Below are 19,393 nucleotides of genomic sequence, written 5' to 3'. Positions count from 1 at the left end.
GAGTCTGCGTCCGACTTCCTTCAGCCACTACCTCACGATAGCCACCTTGTCTTTCGCTAACAGTTCCTACTGCCAAGCCTGTAGTGGACTTTCACCACCGAGTATTCGCCCATGCAGGGCGAACATAAAAACCGCCTGCTTGAAACTGCAGACGGTCATTTTATCTAATTATTAGAATTTATCAGCATATAGTTTGCGTTCCCATTCATCCACTCTGTAGAAATGCTGATTCCACTCTTCATTTTTCACATTGATGAATTCCTGCCAAATCTCTCGTCCAATGCTATCAGCTAATATCGAGTCTTCCGACAAATAATGCAATGCCTCTTTTAAATTACGTGGAATCCAGTCAATACCAAGTGCTTCCAGTTCCTGATTAGACAATGCACCCGCATCCTCTTCCAATGGTGCACCAGGATCCATACGCTGTCTAATACCATGAAGTCCTGCTGCAATCAATGAGGCCGACAGTAAATAGGGATTACATGTTCCATCAGCGCCTCGGTATTCGAAACGTCTTTCTCTTCTTGGCTCAAGCACACGAACTAAAACTGATCTGTTTCCGACACCATAACAAACATGTGCTGGTGCCCATGACCCTGGAATCATTCGTTTGTAGGAGTTCATAGTCGGAGCACCAATTGCTGATAAAGCTTTACCATGATGCAGAATACCGCCCATGAAATGATACGCTGTTTCTGATAAGTCTAGTCCTCTTTCGTCACTCATATCTTTAAATAAGTTTTTATTACCGTCAAACAAACTGATATGAACATGTAATCCACTGCCCGCTAAGTCATTAAACGGTTTAGGCGCAAGTGTTCCAATCATTCCCATATCCCTCGCTAGATGCTTAAATAACTGTTTAAATGTTACTTGATCATCTGTTGCTTTTAAACACTTGTTATATTTCAAATTGATTTCAACTTGTCCTGGACCAAATTCACTGGACATCTGTTCCGTTTCTACACCCATTTCAGCCATTGTTTCAATAAATTTCTGTACGAATTCTTCTTGAATATCCAAACCGTCTGATGAGAAGCATGCACTGCTATCAGCAGGAACCAAATTACCGTTTTCCTCTTTCAAAAGATATGCTTCTTGTTCGTACACCATATTGATTTGTCCACCTAAAACTTCTTCTACTTCTTTAAGCAATTTTTTCAATACACCGCGGGGACAACCAGCCCAAGGATTTCCGTTTTCATCATACAAATCACAAAACATTCTTGCTGTATTTCTACGATGAGGTAATACAACATATGTATCTGGATCTGGAATAGCGAAAAAGTCTCCGGCTTCTACACCGTGTAATGGATTTGGTACATATGTGTCAAACATCGTAAAGTCCATTATTGCAGCACTAAAATTAACGCCATCCTTCATAGCACTTGCAATATGCTCTCTACGTATTGTTCTCGCTCTAGTTATCCCCGTGTAATCAAGAAATTCTATGCGTATATAATCTATTCCTTCTTGCTCTATTTTCTTTAGAACCTCTTCAATGTCATTTGTTTTCTCTAACACTTCACTCTTCATTTTTCCTGCCTCCCTTTCCGTAAAAGACTAATTGCAAAATTTGAACACAACTTGACTCCCGTAGCAAGTACCGCATCGTCAAAATGGAACTTAGGGTGATGCAAGTCATAGGATACTTCATTTTCTTTTTTTATACCTAATCTAAAATATAAACTTGGAACTTTTTCAGAAAAGTATCCAAAATCATCTGCTCCCATAGAAGTATCTTTCAATTCAACGACATTTTCATTACCAAGGAGCTTCCTTGCCACAATTTCGAATTCTCTTGTTATTAAAGCATCATTTTCAATTGGAGGCGCTCCTAAGACAAACTTCACTGTTACTTCTGCATTCCATTGTACTTCAGCGGCTTTACAAACTTTCTCAATCTCAAGTTGCAACTTTTTACGTACATCTGGTTGCAACGAACGTACAGTTCCTTCTAATACAACAGTATCAGCCACAACATTACTTGCTTCTCCACCTGAGATTTTTCCGACATGAATGACCATGGGGTGAACAGGATTGAAACTTCTAGCTGTCACCATTTGAAATCCTTGAATGAGTTGTGCAGAAATGGCAATAGCATCTATCGCTTCATGAGGACGTGCACTATGACCGCCTTTCCCCTTAATAACAATTTTGAAATCATCACATGACGCTGTAATACTCCCATTCTTAAATCCAACTGATCCAAACGCAATGTATGGCCATAAATGAAGTCCGATAACCGCTTCGATTTTCGGATTATCTAAAATACCCTGTTCGATTAATGCCAGTGCTGCCCCATCTGCTTCTTCGCCTGGCTGAAAGATACAGCGGACTGTACCTTCTATCAAGTGTTTATTTGAATGAAGTTCATGTACTGCACCAAGTAAAATGGCCGTATGACCATCGTGTCCACATGCATGCATAACGTGATCATTCGTAGATTTGTAGTCAACATCCGCTTCTTCGAAAATCGGAAGGGCATCTATATCAGCCCTTAAACCTATTGCTGGACCATCAACTGATCCAACAATATCAACATAAACTCCTGTTTCACCAATCGTTTGATAAGGAATGTCCCACTTATTTAGAACCTTACAAATATAGCTTGAGGTTTCAAATTCTTTAAAAGACAATTCCGGATGTTGATGTAAATGCCTACGGATTGTGATAATTTCATTGTTTAATTCTAGTGACACTTCTGGGATCGAATCAGTCATTTTTTATTTCGCCTGCCTTTGCCTCGTTTGCACCCTTTTTAAAAGCACTTTTATTAAAGATTGCAAATAATACGAATAGAATTGTCAGCCATATGCCGCCTCGTACTAAAGTCATTAGTGAATTTATAAAAGTTCCGTAAAGTACAACAACCATTCCTATAGAACCTAAAATCGGGAACAATGGGAAAAGCGGTTGTTTCCATTTTAATTTCTCGATTTCATCTTTGTGCTTAATACGAAACAGTACTGCAGCTATCAAAGCAAGGCTCCATGAGAATAACCAAGCTATTACCAACTGATTTGTTAACTCGATGTAAATGAAATCTGGATTGAATTGTCCGATAAGAACTAACAAAACAGTTGCAGCCCAGATAACGATAATAGCGTTTACGGGTGTATACGTTTTGGGATTGATTGCCCCAAGGAATTTCGGAAGCATCCCTTCTCTTGCTTGCTGATAAAATATACGAGACGTCGCATAGATTGTTCCCATTAAAATTGTTGTTGCAGCAGCAACCCAAGCAGCGGCATTCATAATAAATGCTCCAGCAATTCCGAATACATGACCAGCAGCAACTGTGAACGGGGAACTATCAGTTGTTACCTCATTCCAAGGAATGATTCCTTGTAATACAAAATGGGCTAATGAGTAAATGACAATAAACGTAATACTGGACCAAATTAATCCCCTAGGTAAATCTCGTTCAGGATTAATAGCTTCAGCACCTGCGGTTACTAACGTCAATGCACCAAGATACGCATATGTACCAAGTGGAATTGCTCCAAAGAATCCTTCAAAACCGAACGGCATGAAAGGTGTGAAGTTTACCATGTCTACATCCTTTAAACCAATTAGTGCAAATATTACCATGACACCGACCAAAGATAACACCAAGTACAACTGGAGTCGTGCAGCAATTACTGCACCCAACATATTAATAAAAGCAAAAATGGTGATGAACAGAATGGCAAAGAATGTCGGCCACCAACTGCCTGTTAATGATGGGAAGAACCACATGGTTATTTTACCTAACGCAAGTCCAACGCTTCCCCCTGCAATGATCCAACCAATACCAAATGTAATACCTGCTAGGAAACCCCATGATTTCCCCATCATTCGCTCTACCCACATCGACATAGCCCCCGCGTTCGGCATGGCAACAGCCACTTCTGTCAATGCGATAATTAGACATAATTGTGATAATCCAGCAATGATATACGAAACAATTGAACTTGGTCCGGCAATAGCAATTCCCTCACCCATCAAGAGAAAGATTCCATCACCTACAACCGCACCTACCCCCAGCGCCCAAATATGCCAAAACTTTAACGTTCTTTTTGGTACGAGATCCAATTGTATATTATTACTCATCTCTTATCCCCCCCGTATTTGCTTATAATTTAATCTTGTATGCTTTTTCAAAGTTTCTGTATAAAATCATTTCCCCAATATATCTTGCTTTCTCAGCAGTCATATAATCTTTTTCAACCCAGTTATTCAAAACACGTTCAAAACATTCCGCGAAGAGCTTTACACCCATCCAGTTCATTTCAGGAACTGTAAAAGCGTCTGATCCATACATCACTTTATCGAATGGAGCCAACTCAAGAACTTGTGAAATAATCCGTTCAACGCCATGGCCTGTAAATGGATTTTGCAGTGAAATATCCATATAGACATTTGGAAGGATACTGACTATGAAAGCGGCTTCTTCCATCCAAGGATACCCCCCATGAACCAAGTGGACTTTCGTATCTTTGTATTTGTCTTTACGCAATGTATCTAGTAGAAAACTTGGACTCGCTTTTGTCATAACGACTTCTCCATCACCAATACCTGTATGGATGTGCATAAACTTATCCGTTTCAGTACAAGCTTCCATCGCAATGTGGAAGCAATAATCTCTGAAAGCCTTTGCCGGAGAACGATCATTCTCCAAAAACTCTCTATATGATTTTTCAGCTTCTTCTTTATTCATTTCAAATACTTCTAATCCGCTACGATATGCAATGATTGTTTTCAAGCCCACAACTTTTTCCATCGACAGATCTTCTTGTAAACGCTTTCTATACTGGCAAACAAATTCATCAAAATTTGTACTTCGTTTGCTCTCCGTAATCATAATTGGTTCGATTCTGCTAATTTCCCAGACGCTTGCACCACTTAACTTCTCAAATTCAACCCGATCAAGCGGAGGTTGAGGATAACCAAAATCCATAATTGTTCCTTGCAGATTAACATCTTGAAACAGTTCTTTCGTATAACGGCCATAATCTTTAGCTCTTATATTGCGTGCTTCAACAATAGAAGTCAGATCCTCTTCGCAAGAATAATATTTCGCCATGTTACGCAATAGTATTTGAATCCACATATTCGATCCTGGATATGGATGATGCTTTTCCAGGCCATCGACACTAGTAAACATTTCTGGAATAACTGAAAGAGATAACTTCCTAAGGAAACTCACTGGCGTTTCCATTTCTACACTCTCTTTGAATGGATGTGCGTGAACGTCGACTACTTTTATACCACCAAGACTTACTTTTTCCATCTCTTATTCTCTCCTTCTTAATCGAATGCTGATTTTGCGCAAATATTTTTTCTTTATTTGTTAGTTTTTAAACAGAAAACCCAAAAAATAATGTAACCATATGAGTTCCCTGTATGATAGAGTTAATTATATGACTATTTGGATTTGTCATGCAACAAAACGAAAAATATTTTCTCGAGGTGATTAAATTTGAAACACTCAAAACCTACTTTAGATTTATATGAAATAGCTCCCTATCTATTTGAAGGTGTTATTTTCACAGACGATGAAGGGTTTATTCATTCTATTAACAAAGCAGTATTGGACTTATTTCCAAGACTAAAGCATAGTGACTTAATAGGAAAAAGGATAATTGACCTTGTTCTTTCAAAGGATTTAGAGATGTTTTATATTAACAAACAGGAAATGCGAAATATTACATTATCAATTGGCATGAATCAATTACTCGCGAATCTTCGTTTTATCGATGATGAAAATGTATTGCTGGTCTTGAAAAACATCACCAGTATTCAACAATTATCCACCGAACTAAATGATGCCCAAATGCATATTCGACTCTTCCATAGAATCTTGGACGCTTTGGATGAAGGGGTCTGTTTTATCGATAATAATCGTAAGATCATTTTTTACAATCGAAAAATGGGCGAGTTGGATTCAAAAGAACCCATAGGTGTACGGGAAAGACCGTATACAACGCTCGTAAAAGAAGCTACTCAACATCAAGACCCATTATTGAATTCATTAACCACAGATAGAAAGATTGTTCAAAATGAATCCTTCTTTTCAAACAGTGGAAAAAGATATATCGTTAACAGGATTAGCGAACCTCTATTTTTAGGCAATCGAAAAATCGGTGCTTTTTCGATTGTTAAAGACTTTTCCAAAAAGGAAGCAATGTTAGCATCAATTTATAACATGAAAAAAGCCACTATGACACTTGATGCGACTCTTCCGCCTACTAAAAAGAGACAAAAAGTACATGACTTTTCAAATAAAACGATGAAAAAAACCATTCTTGACGCTGAGAAGGCAAGTAATTCAAGCGCTAATGTACTGATATACGGGGAAACTGGAGTTGGAAAAAACATTCTTGGAGATTTTATAGCAACTCATTCCAAACAGGGTGAACCTTATCACTCGATCAATTGTGGTGCTATACCTGATTTGTTGCTTGAAGAAATTCTATTTGGAAATTCAACTTCTGAAGGATTACTGTGGGGCGCAAATGGTGGCACATTACTATTGGATGAAGTTAGTAAAATGAGTCTTCGCTTGCAGGAAAAAATATTACGTGTTATTCAAGACAAACAATTATTTAGGTATGGTAAAACAACTGCTTTCCCTGTAAACATTCGCTTTATAGCCTTATTAGATGAAAAGCCGAATACAGCACTTAAAAAGCGTCACTTATTGGAGGACATTTTTTTTGCATTGAGTGGAATTGCATTGAACATTCCCCCTTTACGTGAACGAAAAGAAGATATACCTTTACTTGTCCAACATTTCATAAATGAGCAATGTACAGTATCTGAAGAAGCAATTGGCATCCTTTCAAAATATAGTTATCCCGGAAATATTCGGCAACTCGAGTTCATTATCGAAGGAGCAATAGCACTTTTATTAGAGGATAGAGTTCTTTTACCCGAGCACTTACCCACATATATCTATGAGAGAAATGACGATAGGGAAAATTTTTCAATTTCGATAGAACAAATGTCTTCACTCCCATTAACCGAACAGGTAGAAGCTTTCGAAAAGGAGTTAATCGTTAGAATGCTAAAAAAAACCAACTCGCATATTACAAATGCTGCTGAAAAATTGGGATTATCACGACAAAGCCTAAACTACAAAATCCGCAAATATGAGATCGAAATAATACGGGGAGATGATTGATGATGAATGAAACTGAGTTATTAAATAAGGATAAAGCGTATATTTCTGAAGGTTTGAAGTTACGCTTCCACCCGTTGACAGTAAAAAGCGCAAAAGGATGCAGCATTACTGATTTGAATGGGAAGAATTATTTAGACTTAACAGCTGGATGGGCTGTAGCGAACGTGGGTTATGGTAGAAAATCAATTGCAGAAAGTATATACCAGCAATATTTGAATTTATCCTTTACTACACAATTAAGTGCACCAAGTGAAACAATGATTGAATTGGCCGAGAAACTTATTAAAATTGTCCCCGGTAACTTCGAAAAAAAAGTTTGGTTCGGTCATTCCGGCTCAGATGCAAACGATTTGATCAGCAAATTCATCCCAGTTGCTTCAGGACGGTCAAAGCTAATTTCTTTTATGGGCTCCTATCACGGACAAACAATGGGAGCATCATCACTCTCGGGTCACAGTGCACAATCTAAATTTGAAGGTCGGGGAAATGTTGTGAAGATTCCCTACCCTAATTTGTACAGACCGTTTAGTGGAATTAGTGAGGGATTAACTGAGCAAACATTTCATTTTTTGAATGAAGTATTCGCGACAATTTGCCCTGCCGAGGATACAGCTGGAATTATTATAGAAGCCATTCAGAGTGATGGTGGAATGATTTTACCGCCTAAAGAATTTCTTCAAGGATTGCGTAAAGTTTGTGACCAATACGGTATTTACCTAATTCTCGACGAAGTAAAAGTTGGAATGGGTCGGACTGGCAAATGGTTTTCATTTGAACACGCGGGCATTATTCCAGATGTAGTTGTGCTAGGGAAATCACTTGGTGCAGGCTTGCCAATTAGTGCCGTCGTTGGACGGAAAGAAATTTTAGACTGTGTTGCTGCTGGACATATGTTTACGACAAGTGGTAATCCTTTATCTACGTGTGCTGCGCTTGAAAGTATTCGAATTCTTGAGGACGAACAATTACTATCTAATGCAGAACAGCAAGGCGTTCGTTTCATGGATGGTTTGAAATTGCTACAGAAGAAATTTACATGTATCGGTGATGTACGTGGAAAAGGATTAGCCCTCGGAGTCGAAATCGTGGAAGATCAACTTTCAAAAAAACCGGATGCACTTAAGACTGCTGCCCTTTGTTATCGTTCTTATGAGTTAGGGTTACTTATATATAACGTCGGGATACACGGGAATGTATTAGAAATTACTCCCCCATTGACAATTAGCTCTCAAGAGATTCAGCATGCGCTAATCACGTTGGAACAGGTATTTATTGATATTGAATCTGGAAGTTTTGATACAAATAAAGTACTCGAATTTGCTGGTTGGGGTTAAGTTATTTAACTTAAATGGTTGTGATGTAGTGGTTAAACCATTACTTCACAACCCTTTACTTTCAGGTTGCAATTAGCAAGATTATACGACAATTCACCTGAATACACGTTTTTTTCCATGCAAAACACCTCCTATGAAAGTACTTTTTACAAGTGTACTACCCCGGAAGTGTTTTATATTGTTTCATTATTTTTAGGTTAGTGCATATTCCGTCGAAGGCTATTTGATTCTTATATAGTAACAACGAAAGGCACTGTATTTATTACTAAAGCATTTATGAACACTAGATTAAAGTCCGAAGTCGACTCTATCCATCCTCGGACAACAATAGACTCTATCGGCGCTTTCGTTGCAACAACTAGTTTACAGTAAGAATGAGAGGTACCGGTGTCAGACAAAAGGTAAAGAAAAATCGCTTAGGTATAGATTTACTATGTATTATTATAGAATTGTGTTGTATTTACTGAATAGCTTCGCGCACAGTGGTCGTTCCTCTAAAACATTCAAAAAAACCAGACATTCGCCAATTTGTCTGGTTTCCATTCTATTATTATACAGTTGTACTGAATAACCTAAATAGTCCCTCACGCAGCCATCCGAAACTCATTCACTAGTGGATACGTTTTTCCAACATCCTACTTCACTACCTATTTAGTTTTCAAAAACAATTCCCCTTCTGGTCCGAGTGGTATTCCAAGTAAATACCAACCCGCGAACAAAATAATCCACATAATCGCAAACGCAATGGAATACGGTAACAACGATGTCATGAATGTACCAATCCCCATCTTCGGATCATACTTTTTCGCAAAAGTTAAGGCAATGGCAAAATAGGCAAGCATTGGCGTAACCGGATTTGTAATGGAATCCCCAATTCTATATGCCATTTGCGTCAACGCTGGACTATAGCCTAAAATCATAAACATTGGTACGAATACTGGAGCTAGAATAGCCCATTTAGCTGAAGAACTTGCGATTAGGAAGTTAATAAGCGCCGCCACAATAATAAAGCCAATTAACAGTGGAAGCCCGGTCAACCCAATTGCTTCTAAAGTTTCTGCCCCTTTGATTGCAACAACTGGACCTAAGTTACTCCAGTTAAAGTAGGCAATCATCTGTGCCGCTACGAATGCGATGACTATATACATCCCCATCCCAGACATAGCTTTAGCTAAATGTTCCGCTAAATCTTTCGAGTCTTTAATGACTTTAACAACTTTCCCGTAAATAATTGACGGTACTAGAAACAAAATCATCATTAGTGGCACAAGACTATCCATTAATGGTGAAACCGTTAACGAGCCTGTTTCTGGATGCCTAAACAGTCCATTTTCGGGAATTGATAGACTAAGGACTATAATTACCATTACCGCAACAGAAATTCCCGCCCATAGTAAACCCTTCTTCTCTACACTTGTTACTTCATCCAACGTCTCAATTTTCCCTTCATATTTACCAAGACGTGGTTCTACGATTTTAGTTGTGACGAAAACAGCTGTCGGGACCAACACAAACGTGGAAGCGATTAAGAAATAATAATTCATCGCTGGATTCGCAATGAATTCGGGATCAATCATTTGAGCACCCGTCTGTGTAAAGCCCGCAACTAGTGGATCCAAAACACTCAATATTAAATTCGCACTAAATGCGCCTGCAACTGATGCATAAGCTGCAGCTAAACCAGCAATGGGATGCCGCCCTAAAGCAATGAAAATCATTGCAACAATCGGAGGTAAGACAACCATTGCTGCGTCTGCAGCTGCGTTCCCAACAATAGCTACCAAAACGATCGTTGGTAGAATTAGTTTTTTAGGCGCATTTAAAATTGTCGATTTCATAACAGTTCCAATTAGGCCGGTTGATTCTGCAACTCCAACACCCAGCATAACTACAAGTACTAGCCCTAGCGGTGGAAAACTTGTAAAGTTCGTTACGAGATTAGTTAGTATTTTAATAAATCCTTCTCCATTTAGTAAATTAACAACTGCAACTACTTCGCCGTTACCCGGATTTACCGCCGTCGTTCCAAGTAACGAAAAAATTGTTGAACAAACTAAAATAAGGCCTGCGATATAGACAAACAACATTACCGGGTCAGGTAATTTGTTTCCATATCTTTCAATGAAATCTAAAAACTTATTAAAAAAACCACGCTTTGTGCCCTTTTGTTCTTTTGTAATTTTGGGTGGATTCATTTTTTTCCTCCTTAACCTCGATTTTCGGTACACATTTAATGATGTACCTACTAGTAGATTACTATATTTATCGTCGTTGTCAAATTAATCTAAATAATTTGACACCTCTCTCGTATCCAAAATATCGACATTAAATAGAGCCAGCTCTGCCAAGTTTGAGAGCCACACAAGGACAAAAAAAGCTGTCCAGGTTCATTGGGACAACTCGGGTACTACAATCGTATCATTTCGTGCCATCACTTTTTCATCATGCAGATGACAGGCGACGAAATGCCCGGACTCCTTTTCGAGCCATTTCGGCTTTAATTCCGCACAGACCTGCATAGCGTATGGACAACGCGTACGGAATACACAACCTGACGGCGGATTTATGGGGCTTGGTAGTTCACCTTGTAGCAAAATACGTTCACGTAATTCTTCGATGTCTGGATCAGGTATTGGAATGGCCGATAATAACGCTTCCGTATAGGGGTGTAGCGGTTTCTCGTAGAGCTGTGCACTCGTCGTCAACTCGACCATATGCCCGAGATACATGACACCAATACGGTCTGAAATATATTTCACCATCGACAGATCATGGGCAATGAATAAATACGTCAAACCTTTCTCCCGCTGTAACCGCTGCAACAGCTTCACGACTTGCGCTTGTACGGATACATCCAGTGCTGAAATCGGTTCATCCGCGATGATGAATTCCGGATCAAGTGCAAGCGAGCGCGCGATGCCGATACGCTGGCGTTGTCCACCAGAAAATTCATGTGGGTAACGGTTCGCATGATCCCCGCTTAACCCGACATCCTCCAATAATTCATTGACACGATTGCGCATTTCTTTCTTAGTCTTATACAAACCATGGATTTGCATTGGCTCAGTAATAATCTCATAGACCGTGGAACGCGGGTTCAATGATGCATATGGATCTTGGAAAATCATTTGCATTCTCTTTAAGAAATGCCGTCTCTCTTTACTCGTCATATCGTGAACGCTTTGACCGTCGTACAACACTTCCCCGTCTGTCTTATTGTACAGGCCTAGAATCGTACGGCCCGCCGTCGATTTACCGCAACCCGACTCACCAACAAGGCCGAACGTCTCACCTTTGTAAATATCAAAACTGATTCCATCGACTGCTTTCAACTGGTCCCCGCGCCCAACATCGAAATAACGTTTCAATTCTATTACAGACAATAATGCCGGTTGTGTCATATCGTTCCCTCCTTTGTCACACCGTAACGTCGGACAGCACAAAGTTCTTTCTCCAATTTAGTGCCTGCAAGCTTCATCACTTCTACCGATTTCCCCGTGGAATGGGAATGAAGGAGCAACCCGTCACCAAAATAAAACCCGACATGACGGATACTCGCTTTTCCTTCATTATCAGCAAAGAATAGAAGATCTCCTTTTTTCCAGAGCGACTGATTGTCTACTGGAATTTCCACACCAACTCTTGCTTGGTCACCACCATCCCGTGGAATAGAGTGCCCACAAGCTTTCAACATACTGTATGTAAAACCGGAACAATCATAGCCATACGAAGACATGCCTCCCCATATGTAAGGCAGGTCGAGGAACGCAAGCCCTTTATCAACCGCTACAGAAGGTTGTTCTTTTCTAAATTGATGAACAGATGGCGCCAGTTCCGTATCCCGTTTTAGTAGCAAGACTTCTTCATCAGGTGCGCACACGCGTAAATGATCACCAGACTCTCCGATATAGGGGAGAATCGAGTTAAAAGGAATAATCACGGAAGGAGAACCGTCCAATTTCCAAAGTTGTGCTTTTCCTGCCGTCACTCGTGCAAATCCAGTCGCATGTATCGGTTGTGCTTCCTTTAACTGCGCAAGAGGGACCCAACCCGGATAACCTCTTTCGTCTTTAGTTGATGATTGCCAGACAGCAATGATTTTCGCCCAATCCCCTTGCACATCTTCAACGATGACCGGTTCACCAAACAGTAACTGCGTCTGAATCCGATTGCCATCGCACAAGTCAAGGCGTGGTTCATACGTTAACTTCCCAAGCCATTCCGTTAACCGGACTGGGTTCGCTGTTCCAGGTTCATCAATCACCCGGACAGATTCAGGTGAAGTCCACACGGTTGCAACCGGGACCGCACAATACCAGGTGTTTACAGTCGTTTCCATCAACCTTCCACTCCTTTATCTATATGCTCCATCTGTTCATAACCATTGCCAAAGTCATTGCGCAGCCCTGACGTTTCTAGTAAACAAATCGTACTTTCTTGTTAGACTATTCCGCCTGGGACGATATCCTTCGCCAGCATAAGCGGTGCATCAAAATTGAAGCGAGGTACGTTTGGCTAACTTGACGCATAATGCGGCTGGCAATCCTAAAGTTAGCGGTACAGCATCAACTATTCAAGAAAAAAAGCGGCGCCACAACGGACGCCGCGACTTTCACTTAGTTCTTATCCGTATATTTCAAATCGATATAACCAACCGGGTGGCGCAAGATTCCGGTAATACCAGGTTTTTCAAGCGTCGTCTGATTATAATAATAAATCGGGAAGACAGGCATTTCTTCCATTAGAAGCTGATCCGCCTGTTTCAGCAATTCCCAACGTTTGTTTTCATCTGTTTCATTTTTAATGTCTGTAATAAGCTTGTCATACTCCGCATTCGACCACGTCGTCCGGTTCATAGACGAGTCTGTGATGAAACTTTCAAGTGCATTTACAGGATCTGCATAGTCATGCAAGAAAGAAGAGCGGGACATCTGGTATTTAAACTCTTTTTGTTCAGATGCGAAAACTGCGCTCTCAATATTTTTCAAGCCTACGTCAACGCCAAGAACTTCCTTGAACGTCGCTTGTAGCGCTACCGCGATGTTTTGATGGGATGGGCTTGTTGAATACGTCAATTCCACTTTTGGTAATTCCGTATAGCCCTCTTCTTTCATACCTTCTTCGAGAAGCTTTTTCGCTTCATCCTTATTAAATTCAACAAGGTTCCCTACAGAGTCACGGAATTCCTTGCCGTCCGGACCGATAAATCCGTATGTGACGAAACCATGTGCTGGCTTTTCGCCGTTTTTCGTCACGTAGTCGACGATTTCTTGCTGATTAACCGCAAGTCCGAATGCTCTTCGGATCTTAGTATTTGTGAAAGGCTCCATCGAGGTATTCAAACGGTAGAAGTAAAGTCCCGCTTGGTCATCGATTCGCAGTTCATCGCTATCTTTTAACTTTTCCGCTAGTTCAGGTGGTACTCCTGATTCATCTAGCTCACCCGATTCGTACATCTGATATTCTGTTGTTGGATCATTGACCATAGCCCACTCTACTTTGTCGAGCTTCACAGCCGCTGCATCCCAATAATTTTCATTCTTTTCGAAAACTAAACTTACATCATGATCCCACGATGCTAATTTGAATGGACCATTCCCAACAAATGATGCCGCTTCTGTGAACCATTTCGGATCGGCAGTCGCCACTTTTTCATTGATTGGGAAGAAACTTGGGTTTGTAATAATATTTAAGAACGCCTCATTCGGTGCCGTTAATTTCACGATTAATGTTTTCTCGTCCGGCGCTTCTACAGCGACATCCTCAGCAGTACCTTCACCAGTATTATAGGCTTCCGCTCCTTCGATGAAATACGCTAGGAACGAAGCAGGTGAAGCTGTTGCCGGATCAAGCATATGACGCCAAGCGAAAACGAAATCACCCGCAACAACAGGATCCCCATTCGACCATTTCGCAGTTTCACGAATCGTGAATGTATATGTCAGGCCATCTTCGGAAACATCGATTTTCTCAGCGGTGGCTTCTACAGCTAGGTGATCTTCCGCTAGCCGTGTCAGTCCTTCCATCAGGTTATTCAAAGCGCTCCACGAAACAGCATTGAATCCAACTGATGGATCAAACGATGTTGGTTCCTCACCATTATTTAAGTATAGGATTTTTTCCTTTGCCACCGTTTCTTCTTTCTTTTCCTCGCCTTTAGTATCCTTGACCTTCTCTGGTTCTTTCCCGGCATCCTTCGTAGCTGTACAAGCTGCCAGCACGAGTGCAAGCATGGCTACAATGATAAACGTCAACCACTTCTTCATACAAAATCCCCCTTTGTTTGTGATGAATATGGAAGCACTTTCGTGCGTATTGCCAACGTTTAGGTGAAAACCAGTTTCGCGCGTTCATCCTGTAACCAGCAATTAACTGCATGGTTTTTAGTTAGATGTGTTGTTTCAGGATAAACACGGTCGCAGACATCCATCGCAAACGGACATCTCGCTGTGAACGGACAGCCTACAGGCGGTGCAAACAGATCTGGCGGCGTCCCTTCAATCGGCTGTAGTTCCTCTTCTTTCAAATCAAGCCGTGGAACCGAGTTGAGTAGCCCTTTCGTATAAGGGTGTTGCGGCGTATAGAAAATCTCACGCTTCTCTCCTATTTCAATCACCTTACCGGCATACATGACCGCAATTCGATCAGCAATTTTGGCGACAACGCCTAAATCGTGCGTAATAAGGATGATAGATACGCCTGTCTTTTCTTGAATTTCATTAAATAGCTCAAGAATTTGTGCTTGGATTGTAACGTCAAGCGCGGTCGTCGGTTCATCTGCAATTAGCAGTTCGGGTTCGCAAATGAGGGCAATCGCAATGACAATTCGTTGCCTCATTCCTCCTGAAAACTGGTGCGGGTATTGTTTCAGCCGCTCTTCGGGATTCGGAATGCCTACTAGTTCCAACATTTCAATCGCTTTTTCCCGCGCATTTGCCTTACTCACCTTGTGATGTGTTCGATATCCTTCAGTCAACTGTTCGCCAATTTGCAGTGTAGGATTTAGGGCGGTCATCGGATCTTGAAAAATCATCGAAATATCAACACCTTGAATCTTCCGCAGACCTGCTTTACTCAACTTCGTCAGATCTTTACCTTTGAACAGGACTTTGCCATTCTTTATTCTTCCAGGCGGCTGCGGAATCAGCCCCATGATTGTGTTTGCCGTTACACTTTTGCCACACCCAGACTCACCTACTATTGCAAGTGTCTCTCCCTTGTACAGCTCAAACGATACACCGCGGAGCGCCTGGACTTCACCACCAAATGTCTTAAATGATACGTGTAACTCTTCTACAGTTAGCACCTTTTCGGTTGAAACAGTTTTTCGATTCTTGCCCTTCTGTCTGTCTAAATCTTCATTCCGATTACAAACGAGCGCATTCGCATTATCAAATTGATGTTCATTCAAAACCCATCACCCCCTCAATTTCGGATCGAGTGCATCTTGCATACCGTCACCAAGAACGTTAAAAGCAAACATCGTCATTGATATGAAAATTGCCGGGAAGAACAATCGCCACCAGTGTCCAGAAAGGATAACTGGAAGTGCATCATTCGCCATGACACCCCAACTTGCAAACGGTGCCTGTATACCGAGCCCTAGAAAACTTAGAAAAGCTTCTGCGAAAATTGCACTCGGTACAGTCAATGTCATTTGAACGATAATCGGCCCCATCGTATTTGGTAATAAGTTTTTCCGGATAATCCTCGGAGTCTTTGCCCCAAATGATTTAGAGGCGGTAACAAATTCATAGTTTTTAATTTGGAGAACTTGTCCCCTTACGATACGGGCCATTCCGACCCAGCCTGTGATGGTCAGCGCAATGATAATTGTCGTCAAACTTGGCCCCATAACAACCATCAGCAAAATGACAACAAGCAAATGCGGCAATCCATACAGTATTTCGATAATGCGCATCATAAGGGTGTCGGTCCGACCACCTTTATAACCGCTAATGCCACCATAGATAATTCCGATGAAGAAATCGATTAAAGCTGCCATGACACCTACAAACAATGAAATACGCGCCCCGTACCATGTCCGAGTGAAAACATCGCGTCCCATCTCATCTGTCCCAAACCAATGTTCAGCAGAGGGTGCTTGATTCTGATTCGGTAAATTCGTTTGCGTTACAGTATGCGGCGAGAAAATCGGACCGAAGATTGCAAACAGTGTTAATATGATGAGAAAAATAAGTCCGCTAATTGCCAATTTATTCTTCCGCAAGCGGCGCCAGGCGTCTTTCCAATAGGACAGCGATGGCCTGACGACCGTTTCTATTTTGTCTGAGTTCTTTCCCTTTGGTTTGAACCATTCATCAGGAATAGTTACGCTTTTGTCTTTCTGTACCATTACACATCACCATCCTTCCTGTGCAGTTTAATGCGCGGATCTAGGAAGCCATAAACGATGTCGACGAGGAACAGCATGAAAACGAGAAATGCACTGTAGAAGACGGTGGATCCCATAATAACCGGATAATCTCGGTTATTAATACTTTCAACGAAATATTTTCCCATTCCAGGTATCGCAAAGATTTTCTCAATAACGAATGTCCCTGTCAAAATCCCTGCAAGCATCGTTCCCATTATAGTGACGACGGGCATAAGTGCATTACGAAGTGCATGGCGCACGACAATACGGAACGGTGTAAGCCCTTTTGCACGTGCCATCTTCATATAATCTTGCGTCAACACTTCAAGCATACTTGCCCGCGTCAGCCGTGCGATAATTGCCGTCGGGCCAGTCGCAAGCGCCAATGTCGGCAATATCATATGAAGTGGGCTACTCCACGTTGCAGGTGGTAGCAATTGCCATGTAACGGCGACTTGCTGGATTAACAGCGTCGCAAGCACGAAGTTCGGAACGGATATCCCGACGACAGCGAAGGTCATTGCCATGTAATCAATAAATCCGTTATGCCGGAGCGCCGCGAATGTGCCAAGAGTAACACCCGATATGACTGCGACAAGAATTGTAATCATCCCAAGTTCGAATGATATCGGGAATCCCCTGGCAAGCAAACTGTTCACTGTCTCATTCGGCTTTTTAATCGATGGCCCAAAATCAAACGTCACAATTGATTTTAAATAATAGACGTATTGAACAGCAACTGGCTGATCAAGTTTATAGTACTTTTCAAGGTTCGCCTGAATCGTCGGATTCGTTGTCCTTTCTTCATCGAACGGCGATCCTGGTATTGAATGCATTAGGAAGAACGTCAATGTTGCGATGATCAGGATCGTAGCAATCATCATGAAAAACCGTTTGACTATGTATACAGCCATGCATCATTCCCCCAGACTCTTTGTCATTCTCCCTTTTTATATCTAGCTATTCAAATAAATGGCTAATTATAACTCTATCAAACTCTTATGAATATTACAATATCATCACCAAGAAAAAACCGTTCCCCTAAGTAATCCTAACCCTTTCAGTTGAGTGGTAAAACACTTTAAATAACACCGCTACTATCAAAACAAATAACACTAAATTCAAATACAAATTAGCATTGCTTTAAGCAGTTCTTTTTTTCATATGTTTATTGAAGTATTCCAACAATAAAAGGAAATTAATTATTTATGTAGTATGATTATTGAAAGTTGCAGGTTTAAAATTCTAAATAGTATTAGTGAACTGTTATTCAACTAATGGGGATGGTTAGTTTAAGAAAAAGGTATATATAGAAGTCGGAAATAAGTAGTTAATACAACATAGGGTAAAGTACTAAGAGGAGGCGAATGTATGGGGATATTATTTTCTGTTCTATTTAGTTTGTCACTTTTGTTATCAGTCATCAATTTGATTTATACGTTGATTGTTCGTAGTTGGAAAAGTTATTTAAGTTTGGGTTTTGTAACATTACCAATTTCTTTATATTTACTTTCAGGTGAACCACCTATACAGTTTGTCGGACTTATTTCAATAATTTGCTTTGCCATAGCATTGCTTCTGTTTTCACTAAAAAAGCGAAAAACAGTATAGTAATTTAACTTATTGAACTAACGGGTGGTTTAGTTAAAGTATTGAGTTAAATACTTCCGTGAAGTGGCGTTATGTTAACCTGTTGTGTATGGGACATACAAGCTTGTTCAACAATCGGAACATTTAGTTGAATAAAGGTAGATGGATAAAGGGGGATTTTTATGAAGTTGTTATTATCTGTTCTATTTGCTGGACTTTTGGGTGTTTTGGCTTTCCTCGGACCCATTGGTATATATATCTTATGTGCAATTATTGTTGGAGTAATTTTTAGGTCATTTATTTTAATTAATGAAATTCATAAACAAGTAGTACCGATCAATAGCAATGATAGGGTGAAATTGGCATACGAAAGATATATAAAAGAGAGAGACGAAAAAGAAAAGGATACCAACGGGTAGCTTTAGTTGAACAAGAACTGCTGTAATTTGGATATCTTTCTTTTTAAAAAAATGTTTCGAAAGTCGATTAGTTAAACAAAGGACAGATTACGTATTGGGGTGGATTGAATGAAAAAGTTCATTATAATTGGGTTGGTAATTTTATTATTTGTTCCGTTTTATATTGTACAAACAAAAAAACGCTTGTACGAAAATAAAATTGAACACTTCCTGACAGATGAGATGTCATACGTTAAGGAAGATATACAGTCAATTGAAGGTAAATGGCATCTTGCAGGGCTGCCAAAGTATTGGGTTAACGTCATTTTTTCAGATGAACCAAATGTTGTGTATATTTATTTTGCTCACTATCAAGAAAAGATAGGACAGTATGAATATCATTCAATAGATTCTACGATTCTTTCAACAGATAAATTAAAGCATTACGAGCCATACGGATGAAATAAAAAGGGGGCGATTATAAACGGTTCCCTTTCAAAATTAGGGAATTAGAAGAAGTATA

Annotated in this window: 16 protein-coding genes; 5 read left to right on the top strand and 11 right to left on the bottom strand. The window is 40.4% G+C overall.

The window, feature by feature from the left end; all coding sequences use genetic code 11:
* Positions 1 to 171: 171 nt before the first annotated feature.
* From H2672_RS08590 to H2672_RS08575, 4 genes are read right to left on the bottom strand one after another with little or no spacing between them, the layout of a single operon-like run.
* The gene (locus H2672_RS08590; protein WP_186670909.1) at positions 172 to 1,539 is read right to left on the bottom strand and encodes a glutamine synthetase family protein; all 1,368 of its coding nucleotides are present in this window, start codon (positions 1,537 to 1,539) and stop codon (positions 172 to 174) included.
* Positions 1,536 to 2,726 carry a M20 metallopeptidase family protein gene (locus tag H2672_RS08585; protein ID WP_186670908.1) on the bottom strand — a complete coding sequence of 397 codons (1,191 nt, stop codon included), beginning with the start codon at positions 2,724 to 2,726 and terminating at the stop codon, positions 1,536 to 1,538. The genes H2672_RS08590 and H2672_RS08585 overlap by 4 nt, the downstream gene beginning before the upstream one ends.
* Complete coding sequence (locus H2672_RS08580; protein WP_186670907.1) at positions 2,719 to 4,098, bottom strand: APC family permease; 1,380 nt, start codon at positions 4,096 to 4,098, stop codon at positions 2,719 to 2,721. Before H2672_RS08580 ends, H2672_RS08585 begins: the two co-directional genes overlap by 8 nt.
* 22 nt (positions 4,099 to 4,120) lie before the next feature.
* Positions 4,121 to 5,278 carry an amidohydrolase family protein gene (locus H2672_RS08575; RefSeq protein WP_186670906.1) on the bottom strand — a complete coding sequence of 386 codons (1,158 nt, stop codon included), beginning with the start codon at positions 5,276 to 5,278 and terminating at the stop codon, positions 4,121 to 4,123.
* 189 nt (positions 5,279 to 5,467) lie between these two features.
* On the opposite strand from H2672_RS08575, the gene H2672_RS08570 reads away from it, so the two are divergent.
* Both H2672_RS08570 and H2672_RS08565 read left to right on the top strand, forming a co-directional pair.
* Positions 5,468 to 7,171, top strand: coding sequence for a sigma 54-interacting transcriptional regulator (locus H2672_RS08570; protein WP_186670905.1), 1,704 nt, complete (start codon positions 5,468 to 5,470; stop codon positions 7,169 to 7,171).
* A complete protein-coding gene (locus H2672_RS08565; RefSeq protein ID WP_255485614.1) occupies positions 7,171 to 8,505 on the top strand; it encodes an aspartate aminotransferase family protein in 1,335 nt (444 codons plus the stop codon). Before H2672_RS08570 ends, H2672_RS08565 begins: the two co-directional genes overlap by 1 nt.
* A 647-nt stretch (positions 8,506 to 9,152) precedes the next feature.
* Here H2672_RS08565 and H2672_RS08560 read toward each other — a convergent pair.
* The 7 genes from H2672_RS08560 to H2672_RS08530 form a co-directional block, all read right to left on the bottom strand.
* Positions 9,153 to 10,700: an AbgT family transporter gene (locus H2672_RS08560; RefSeq protein ID WP_186670904.1), complete on the bottom strand. Its 1,548-nt coding sequence runs from the start codon at positions 10,698 to 10,700 to the stop codon at positions 9,153 to 9,155.
* A gap of 192 nt (positions 10,701 to 10,892) precedes the next feature.
* Positions 10,893 to 11,906, bottom strand: coding sequence for an ABC transporter ATP-binding protein (locus H2672_RS08555; RefSeq protein WP_186670903.1), 1,014 nt, complete (start codon positions 11,904 to 11,906; stop codon positions 10,893 to 10,895).
* Entirely contained in the window at positions 11,903 to 12,844 is a 942-nt protein-coding gene (locus H2672_RS08550; RefSeq protein ID WP_186670902.1) for a C40 family peptidase, read from the bottom strand. The genes H2672_RS08555 and H2672_RS08550 overlap by 4 nt, the downstream gene beginning before the upstream one ends.
* A 277-nt stretch (positions 12,845 to 13,121) precedes the next feature.
* Positions 13,122 to 14,771, bottom strand: coding sequence for a peptide ABC transporter substrate-binding protein (locus tag H2672_RS08545; protein ID WP_186670901.1), 1,650 nt, complete (start codon positions 14,769 to 14,771; stop codon positions 13,122 to 13,124).
* Between the two features lie 59 nt (positions 14,772 to 14,830).
* On the bottom strand, positions 14,831 to 15,811 hold the full coding sequence (locus H2672_RS08540) for an ABC transporter ATP-binding protein (RefSeq protein ID WP_186671111.1): 981 nt from the start codon (positions 15,809 to 15,811) through the stop codon (positions 14,831 to 14,833).
* A gap of 111 nt (positions 15,812 to 15,922) precedes the next feature.
* Positions 15,923 to 16,861, bottom strand: a complete 939-nt coding sequence (locus H2672_RS08535) for an ABC transporter permease (protein ID WP_186670900.1) — start codon at positions 16,859 to 16,861, stop codon at positions 15,923 to 15,925.
* Positions 16,861 to 17,796 (bottom strand): ABC transporter permease, encoded by a 936-nt coding sequence (locus H2672_RS08530; protein ID WP_186670899.1) that lies wholly within the window; start codon positions 17,794 to 17,796, stop codon positions 16,861 to 16,863. Before H2672_RS08530 ends, H2672_RS08535 begins: the two co-directional genes overlap by 1 nt.
* 457 nt (positions 17,797 to 18,253) lie before the next feature.
* On the opposite strand from H2672_RS08530, the gene H2672_RS08525 reads away from it, so the two are divergent.
* From H2672_RS08525 to H2672_RS08515, 3 genes are all read left to right on the top strand, one after another.
* The gene (locus tag H2672_RS08525) at positions 18,254 to 18,493 is read left to right on the top strand and encodes a hypothetical protein (protein ID WP_186670898.1); all 240 of its coding nucleotides are present in this window, start codon (positions 18,254 to 18,256) and stop codon (positions 18,491 to 18,493) included.
* A 161-nt stretch (positions 18,494 to 18,654) separates the two neighbouring features.
* Positions 18,655 to 18,891 carry an ATP-dependent Lon protease gene (locus H2672_RS08520; RefSeq protein ID WP_186670897.1) on the top strand — a complete coding sequence of 79 codons (237 nt, stop codon included), beginning with the start codon at positions 18,655 to 18,657 and terminating at the stop codon, positions 18,889 to 18,891.
* 108 nt (positions 18,892 to 18,999) lie between these two features.
* Positions 19,000 to 19,332: a DUF3139 domain-containing protein gene (locus H2672_RS08515; RefSeq protein ID WP_186670896.1), complete on the top strand. Its 333-nt coding sequence runs from the start codon at positions 19,000 to 19,002 to the stop codon at positions 19,330 to 19,332.
* The last annotated feature ends 61 nt before the right edge of the window (positions 19,333 to 19,393 follow it).

The sequence above is a fragment of the Sporosarcina sp. BP05 genome (assembly GCF_014282005.1).
GTDB lineage: Bacteria > Bacillota > Bacilli > Bacillales_A > Planococcaceae > Sporosarcina.
Note: the sequence above shows the minus strand (reverse complement) of the source record. Positions and strands in the feature narration are given on the sequence as shown.

What these genes read in the sequence shown, in the direction of transcription:
- H2672_RS08590 (WP_186670909.1), bottom strand. Translation starts at nt 1,539, where the DNA reads ATGAAGAGTGAAGTGTTAGAGAAAACAAATGACATTGAAGAGGTTCTA.
- H2672_RS08585 (WP_186670908.1), bottom strand. Translation starts at nt 2,726, where the DNA reads ATGACTGATTCGATCCCAGAAGTGTCACTAGAATTAAACAATGAAATT.
- H2672_RS08580 (WP_186670907.1), bottom strand. Translation starts at nt 4,098, where the DNA reads ATGAGTAATAATATACAATTGGATCTCGTACCAAAAAGAACGTTAAAG.
- H2672_RS08575 (WP_186670906.1), bottom strand. Translation starts at nt 5,278, where the DNA reads ATGGAAAAAGTAAGTCTTGGTGGTATAAAAGTAGTCGACGTTCACGCA.
- H2672_RS08565 (WP_255485614.1), top strand. Translation starts at nt 7,171, where the DNA reads ATGATGAATGAAACTGAGTTATTAAATAAGGATAAAGCGTATATTTCT.
- H2672_RS08560 (WP_186670904.1), bottom strand. Translation starts at nt 10,700, where the DNA reads ATGAATCCACCCAAAATTACAAAAGAACAAAAGGGCACAAAGCGTGGT.
- H2672_RS08555 (WP_186670903.1), bottom strand. Translation starts at nt 11,906, where the DNA reads ATGACACAACCGGCATTATTGTCTGTAATAGAATTGAAACGTTATTTC.
- H2672_RS08550 (WP_186670902.1), bottom strand. Translation starts at nt 12,844, where the DNA reads ATGGAAACGACTGTAAACACCTGGTATTGTGCGGTCCCGGTTGCAACC.
- H2672_RS08545 (WP_186670901.1), bottom strand. Translation starts at nt 14,771, where the DNA reads ATGAAGAAGTGGTTGACGTTTATCATTGTAGCCATGCTTGCACTCGTG.
- H2672_RS08535 (WP_186670900.1), bottom strand. Translation starts at nt 16,861, where the DNA reads ATGGTACAGAAAGACAAAAGCGTAACTATTCCTGATGAATGGTTCAAA.
- H2672_RS08530 (WP_186670899.1), bottom strand. Translation starts at nt 17,796, where the DNA reads ATGGCTGTATACATAGTCAAACGGTTTTTCATGATGATTGCTACGATC.
- H2672_RS08525 (WP_186670898.1), top strand. Translation starts at nt 18,254, where the DNA reads ATGGGGATATTATTTTCTGTTCTATTTAGTTTGTCACTTTTGTTATCA.
- H2672_RS08520 (WP_186670897.1), top strand. Translation starts at nt 18,655, where the DNA reads ATGAAGTTGTTATTATCTGTTCTATTTGCTGGACTTTTGGGTGTTTTG.
- H2672_RS08515 (WP_186670896.1), top strand. Translation starts at nt 19,000, where the DNA reads ATGAAAAAGTTCATTATAATTGGGTTGGTAATTTTATTATTTGTTCCG.